This is a genomic window from uncultured Microbulbifer sp., assembly GCF_947498635.1.
GTDB classification, from domain to species: Bacteria; Pseudomonadota; Gammaproteobacteria; order Pseudomonadales; family Cellvibrionaceae; genus Microbulbifer; species Microbulbifer echini.
In genome coordinates, this window is record NZ_CANMKV010000126.1 from 1 (window position 1) to 520 (window position 520).

General features: G+C 43.7%; 1 protein-coding gene. It reads right to left on the bottom strand.

Annotation, left to right across the window (positions count from 1 at the left end):
- The coding region (locus Q1A69_RS20120; RefSeq protein ID WP_299589711.1) for a hypothetical protein at positions 1-520 on the bottom strand (520 nt) is incomplete at both ends.

Here is a 520-nt window from a genome sequence, read left to right on the forward strand (position 1 = left end):
TTGCCATCGGCTGTGAATTCTACTGTTTTTGCAGAGCTGTCGAGGTTAAAAATACGGACGTATTCATCGGAGGTTTTGGTGGGACCTACATCATTATGAGCGATAACCGCACTACCCCACCGATTACCGAACGTCTCTATTGAGACAACTGTTGATTTATTGCCGAGCGGTTGACTACCTAAACTGCCACTTGAACCTCCAGAAAACGTAAATGTTCCATTACCTGTGATCTCCCTTTCCACTCCATCAACTGTAATTGTTGCCCCAGTTACTGACGGAAAATTAGAAATAGTTACATTTACCTGCTGTTTATACGTATAACGATATACATCTACATCATGCTCACCATCATGAAATAAAAACTCACTACTCCTATGTGTGATCGCCCAGTTATATTTGACTACCATCTCTTTGGTATCAACCTGCCCAGGCTTATTGATAGTGCTCTGCCCACCAACGGCAGCATAAGTCGTCTCATTGATTCGCGCCGAATCACTGTAAGCCAGACTCGTACTTCTCG